At 55.3% G+C, this 5932-nt stretch carries 6 protein-coding genes; all 6 read left to right on the top strand.

Translation table 11 applies throughout. The features are described from left to right. Positions 1-377: 377 nt before the first annotated feature. The 6 genes from B2Y11_RS03185 to B2Y11_RS03160 all read left to right on the top strand — a co-directional run bounded on the left by B2Y11_RS03185 (position 378) and on the right by B2Y11_RS03160 (position 5736). Positions 378-914: a biotin transporter BioY gene (locus B2Y11_RS03185; protein ID WP_291056119.1), complete on the top strand. Its 537-nt coding sequence runs from the start codon at positions 378-380 to the stop codon at positions 912-914. Positions 915-964: 50 nt separating this feature from the next. Continuing rightward, positions 965-1462: a hypothetical protein gene (locus tag B2Y11_RS03180; protein WP_291056117.1), complete on the top strand. Its 498-nt coding sequence runs from the start codon at positions 965-967 to the stop codon at positions 1460-1462. Then, on the top strand, positions 1459-2646 hold the full coding sequence (locus B2Y11_RS03175; protein WP_291056114.1) for a thiolase family protein: 1188 nt from the start codon (positions 1459-1461) through the stop codon (positions 2644-2646). The genes B2Y11_RS03180 and B2Y11_RS03175 overlap by 4 nt, the downstream gene beginning before the upstream one ends. After that, entirely contained in the window at positions 2643-3977 is a 1335-nt protein-coding gene (locus tag B2Y11_RS03170) for an AMP-binding protein (protein WP_291056111.1), read from the top strand. Before B2Y11_RS03175 ends, B2Y11_RS03170 begins: the two co-directional genes overlap by 4 nt. Positions 3978-4237: 260 nt before the next feature. After that, positions 4238-4762 (top strand): transcription repressor NadR, encoded by a 525-nt coding sequence (locus B2Y11_RS03165; protein ID WP_291056109.1) that lies wholly within the window; start codon positions 4238-4240, stop codon positions 4760-4762. Beyond that, on the top strand, positions 4759-5736 hold the full coding sequence (locus tag B2Y11_RS03160) for an RluA family pseudouridine synthase (protein ID WP_291056107.1): 978 nt from the start codon (positions 4759-4761) through the stop codon (positions 5734-5736). The genes B2Y11_RS03165 and B2Y11_RS03160 overlap by 4 nt, the downstream gene beginning before the upstream one ends. Positions 5737-5932: the final 196 nt, after the last annotated feature.

The following is a 5932-nucleotide window of genomic DNA, read 5'->3' as shown; positions in this document are numbered from 1 at the left end:
CCAGAGGAAGAAGGCTTTTGCACTGCGTCATGTACCCTTGGAGACACAAGAGGTAAGAACGTAACGCTGACTTCATACTCATCGCCCGAAGGGCGATACCACAACCCTCGGCGGCGGAGCCGCCGTCAAACCTAAGAACCCTCCGGCCCAGCGGGCCGGTCAAACTTAAGAACCTTTTCCCCGCCCCTTGAAACACAACCCTTCTACTCAACCTGCGGCGTCAGCCGCGCCCCTTTTTACCGGTAGCGAAGCTGCCACTGCAACTCTTGCACTGGCTCCGGGGGCACCCAATCGTCACCATTTGTAAACTACATAACGTAGACAGTTGACAAACAGTCCCGATGATTCTATAATGAATCCATCAATAGGAGGTCATTATGAATCAGAATCATTCTATCCGTATGCAGGTGCTGTGCGCCCTGTTTGCCGCTGTTACGGCAGTTTGTTCGCAGATTACCATTCCTATCCAGCCGGTGCCCATTACGCTTGGTACTTTCGCGGTGCTCATGGCCGGCGGGTTCCTGGGGAAGAGGTACGGGCTTCTGGCCATTATCATTTATCTTCTTCTCGGCATGGCAGGGGTTCCGGTGTTTTCCATGATGCGGGCCGGCTTTTCGGTGATTGCAGGACCGTCAGGCGGATTTATCATCGGCTTTGCGCCCATGGCCTTTGTGGTGGGGCTGGTATCGGAGAAGCTTGGGTATTCTTTTAAGAATATGATGGCTGCCACCATTGCAGGTACGGCGGTGTGCTACATTCTGGGGCTGGCATGGTTTATGTTCCTCACCGGCACCGGTATCTGGGCGTCCATGGTGATGTGCATGTTCCCCTTCCTGCCCGGCGATTTCGCAAAGATTCTGCTGGCTTCTTTCCTGGTCAGCAAGTACAGAAGAAGGCTTATCGGGGAGTTTTGAGGAAACAGAGCGGGAAGCGGTGCTTCCTGCTTTTTTTATAAGGAGAAAAGATGAAGGAAATCATGAAAGCCCTCTGCGGTCTTTGGAAAGAGGAGTGGCAGGGCATGGTCATGGGGCAGCTCAACTATGAAAAGGGGGAGGGGGCTTGCGGCGGGCCCTATTTCGTTTCCGCCTCGGGCAGGAGGATTTTGAAAGTTTCTGCTTTTGGGGGAAATGAGCGGATGGAAATTCTCCTCTTTCCCTTTTCCCATGGGGAAGGAAAGGAGAAAACGGGGGAGAAGGGGAGACTCTGGCGCACTTTTTCAGAAGGAGAGGTCCACGCCTTCAGCCTTTCTATGGGAGACCATAATGGGATTCACCAGGCCCGCCGCCCGGTGGTGAGCGGTTTCCAGCTGGTGGAGGCCCTGGCGGAGGGGCGGGATTTCCATACCCTCCGCATCCGTTTCCACCATCCCCTCTACACAGGAGAGGCGGTGTATCTGAAGGAGGAGGGAAAGACCTTTTGGGGGATTTCTGAAGTATTATGTTTTGAGGCGGTGATAGGATGAACCGGGTATTTCTTGTGGGCGGGCTTCGAAGCCATATAGGCATCCGGAACGGTATTTTTAAAAAAGTAAGGCCTGAGGTGCTGGGAGGCATGGTGGCGAAGGCGCTCTGTGAAAGGTATGACCTTACCGGCCCGGACGCCCTTATCTGCGGCAATGCGGTGGGGCCGGGAGGAAATATAGGCCGTCTCCTTCTTCTGGAAGGAGGCCTTCCGGAGCGGGTGCCGGCTTTGACCATTGACCTCCAGTGCGCTTCGGGACTGGCGGCTGTCCACATGGCCGCCCTTGCCATTATGGCGGGGGAGTGGGACGTGGTGCTGGCAGGAGGGGCGGAAAGTGCGTCCCTCCAGCCGGTGCGCCGGTATGCGGAAAACGATGAAAGGAGTGGCCTTAGAAATCCCGTCTTCACGGCAGCCCAGTTCCGCCCCGGAGAGTACTCCGACGACGCCATGCTTCTGGGGGCGGAAAGGGCGGCGAAGGCGGCCGGTATTTCCAGAGAGGAAGCGGATGAGGCGGCCCTTTTGAGCCAGGAAAGGGCGAAGAAAACGGCAGAGGAGGGGGTTCTGGATGATGTGATTCTCCCCCTTTTCGGAAGCAGCCGGGATGAAGCCATCAGGAAGCGCATGTCCCCGAAACTTCTAGAAAGGGCGCCCAGGGTCACCGATTTCCCCGACGGCATCTTGACCGCCGCCAATACCTGCACCATCAATGACGGCGCCGCCTTCGTCCTTCTGGCTTCCGAAAGGTGGCTGAAGGAAAGGGGCATGCCCCCCATGGCGGAAATCGAAGGCTTTTCCATGGTGGGGAGTGACCCGGCCACGCCGCCCCTTTCGGCGGACGCAGCCGTTTCCGCCCTCCTTCGGGATAAGGGACTTTTCTACAGCGATGTGACGGCCTTTGAGTACAACGAAGCATTTGCAGTCATCAGCGCCGCTTTCCGGAAGAAGCACAGAGACGTGGCAGACCGGCTGAACTGCTGGGGAGGGGCTCTCGCCTACGGCCACCCCTACGGCGCCAGCGGCGCGGAAATTATGATTCACCTCACGAAAATCCTGGAAAAGGAAGGCGGCTATGGCGTGGCTGCCATTCCTGCCGCCGGCGGTATAGGGGAAGCCATCCTTATCCGCTCGTGGGGGAGCGGCCGGAAAGAACCGCTAAAAGAAAAGACCTGGGAGGCAGTATTTTGAAACTTTATGAATTTCTTCTCCATTGGGGAAAGAAAAAGCCGGACAGCCTCTTCTACAGAGGAGACGATTTCACTATGACCTGGGGCGAAGCCCTGAAAGAGATGGAAGAGGAGAAAGAATGGATGGGGAGCCATATGCCTGCCTCCTCCCTCCTTGCCATTTACATGCACCGGAATGAAAAACAGCTCCTCTACTTCCTGGCGGCGGAATACGCAGGCATGGTGCCCGTCCTTTTCCATGAATACCTGAAGGAAGAGGAAATCGGAGCCCTCATGGAGGAAAGGCAGATAGGAGCCATCCTATCCGACAGCCCCCTTCCATCCCTGCAGCTTCAAAAAGAAGGAAATCTCTATTTCCGGGCAGGGAAAGCCGCCTCTCTTGCTGCCGGCTTCGGCGTCCTCACCTCCGGCAGCAGCGGCCTTCCCAAAGTCCTCTACCGCAGGGATGAAAGCTGGGCAGACTTCTTCCCTGTGCAGGACCGCATATTTCAAGTGGACGAAAAATCCCGCCTCTTCTTCCACGGCTCCCTGGCCTTCACAGGCAATCTAAACATGGTGATGGACTTCCTCTCCGAAGGCGCCTCCCTCTATGGTACAAATCGCCTTTTCCCGAAAGCATGGATGGACCGCCTTCAGATAGAGGGGATCACCCATATCTACATGATTCCCTCCAAACTGTCCCCCCTGTCCAAGGTGAAAGGGAAGGCGGGAACCGTGACTCACATCCTCACCGGCTCCCAGCTTATGACCGCCTCCCTTTTCCGGCGGCTCACAGGAAGATTTCCGGCGGCCAAAGTCATACTCTACTACGGCGCCTCGGAACTCTCCTATATTTCCTACATAGAAGGGAAAGACATCCTCCAGGCCCCGGACAGCGTAGGCCGCCCCTTCCCCGGCGTCAAAGTGTCCATCGAAAAGGGAGAAATCATGGTGGACACCCCCTATGGCATAGAAGGCATTTCCATGCCCTGTACCTGCCACGACCTGGGAAGGTTGGACGAAAAAGGAAACCTCCACTTCCTGGGGAGAAAGGAAGACATGTACCATATCCAGGGAAACCACGTGCCCCGGCAGAAAGTCCTCTCCTCCCTTCTTATGACAGAAGGCGTGGAAGACGCAGAAGTCATGGCCATGAAACAGGAAAACTGCGACGACCGTATCATCGCCTTCCTGGCAGGCCCGGAAAGGGAAACAAGGGATATCGTAAAAAATCTCTCCGCCCACCTGAAGCCTTGGGAAATTCCCTCCCGCTTCATCTCCCTTCCCGCCATTCCCAGAACCTCTACAGGGAAGACAGATAGGAAGAAACTGGTGGAAATAGTAGGGGGATAGCGGAGCGGCTGAGAGCGGGGGGGATAGGGAATTGGGGCTGGCATTGAAGAGTCCCGCCTCCCGCCGGTCATCCTGAGCGCCAGAGAAGAATTTCGGTTGTGGCTGTAGGCGGCATATAAATTTCATTGCCGTGCCAGCTGATATCCGCAACCCTCAGCGCCATCGATGCTGCCAAACTTAGGGACCTTCCCCTTTGAACCTTTTGAACTCGGGCCACTCCGTGGCCCCATGTGATACAATACTCGTAAGAGGTGGTAGAGATGGACGCACAGGAACGGCGGCTGAGGGTTTTAGACATTCTGAAAGAGGGAGAAAGGGTAAGAGGCACGGAGCTGGCGAAGGCGCTGGGGGTGAGCCGACAGATCATTGTAGGCGATGTGGCTCTTTTGAAGGCAGGGGGCGTGCCTGTCATTTCCACGCCCCGGGGGTATTACATGAAGAAGGAGCCCCGGGGATATCTTCGCACCCTGGTGTGTTTCCACAAACGCCGGCGGACTGCAGAGGAGCTGAGGCTCATTATTTCCCTGGGCGGCATGGTGCATAATGTATCTGTGGAGCATGAAATCTATGGCAGCATCACCGCCAATTTGGAAATCAAAAACAAGAACGACGTGGATGATTTCATACGCCGTATGAAGATGAAAAGAGCGCCCCTTCTTTCTACCATAAGCGGCGGCATTCACAGTCATCTTATCGAAACGAAGGGGGAGAAGGAAATGGACATGGTGGAAGAGGGGCTTCGCAAAGCGGGATTTCTTTATGAGGACAGGCAGGTGAGGTTATGAAATCTTGGACAGTATCCCCGGTCGAAGCGGGCACCACAGCCTGGAAGTACGTGACCCGTCTCTTTCCGGAGGCTGCTTCCGGCCTTCTTCGGAAAGGCATGCGGAAGAAAAATATTACCCTCAACGGGAAAAAGATGGAGGGAAAAGAGAAGCTCTCTGCCGGTGACCGGATCGATGTCTGGTTTTCCGATGATACTATTTCAAAATTTCAGAGAGAAGTAAGGAAAGCGGGGGAAAAGTCTCTTTCCTTTTTCCGTTCCTGCATTGTTTATGAAGATGAGAACGTGCTGGTGCTGAACAAGCCTGTCGGCCTCCTCTCTCAGGGCGACGGCAGCGGCAGTCCTTCTCTGAATGACGGTCTCCTTGCCTATTTAAGAAATGAAATCACCCCCGCCTTCCGGCCTTCCATCTGTAACCGGCTGGACCGGAACACCAGCGGCATCGTGCTGGCGGGGAAAAATATGGCTGCCCTGCAGGAACTGAGCGAACTCATCCGGAGTCGGAGGATAGAGAAAACCTATATCGCCATGGTCTGGGGGAAGACGGAGGAAAAGGGCACTTTCAAAGGGTGGATGATCAAAAACGAAAGGGAAAACCGGGTTTCCTATCTGGACCACGAAGAACCGGGGGCCAGACTGGTGGAAACCCGGTTTGACGGAGCCCTGTATCCGGAAGGGGCGCTTTATTCGGTGGTACAGGTTCATCTCATCACCGGCCGCTCCCACCAGATCCGCGTCCACTTCACCCACGCCGGCCATCCCCTTCTGGGGGACCGGAAATACGGTACAAAGGAAAGCATAGCCTTTTCCGAAAGAAATCATATCAAAAGGCAGCTCCTCCACGCAGGCAAAGTCCGCTTCCCGGTCCTCACCGGAACTTTGGAAGCCCTCTCCGGGAAGACTTTTACTGCAGAAGTGCCGGATGATATGAGGAGGTTGACATGCCCTGAAGGGCGTGAGGGTTCAGAGGTTTGACGGGGCTTTCGCCCCGAGGGTTCTCAGGTTTGACACGGCATTTGGCCGTGAGGGTTGTGGTGGGCGGCTCCGCCGCCAGTATGAATAAAACCGATTTAGTAGGCTGGTGGACTATAGTGTACTAGTGAGCTAGGGAAGCACTGATTAATTCGCAGAGTCTGCTTTTATAAGAATTTTTATGCACTGCTTCGTCATG

The organism is Dialister sp. UBA1703, assembly GCA_002320515.1.
Lineage (GTDB): Bacteria > Bacillota > Negativicutes > Veillonellales > Dialisteraceae > Dialister.
This window is presented reverse-complemented; position numbering and strand designations above follow the sequence as displayed.

Bases quoted from the DNA above. Each gene is read 5' to 3' on its own strand.
- B2Y11_RS03180 (WP_291056117.1), top strand. From the start codon at position 965: ATGAAGGAAATCATGAAAGCCCTCTGCGGTCTTTGGAAAGAGGAGTGG.
- B2Y11_RS03175 (WP_291056114.1), top strand. From the start codon at position 1,459: ATGAACCGGGTATTTCTTGTGGGCGGGCTTCGAAGCCATATAGGCATC.
- B2Y11_RS03160 (WP_291056107.1), top strand. From the start codon at position 4,759: ATGAAATCTTGGACAGTATCCCCGGTCGAAGCGGGCACCACAGCCTGG.
- B2Y11_RS03185 (WP_291056119.1), top strand. From the start codon at position 378: ATGAATCAGAATCATTCTATCCGTATGCAGGTGCTGTGCGCCCTGTTT.
- B2Y11_RS03165 (WP_291056109.1), top strand. From the start codon at position 4,238: ATGGACGCACAGGAACGGCGGCTGAGGGTTTTAGACATTCTGAAAGAG.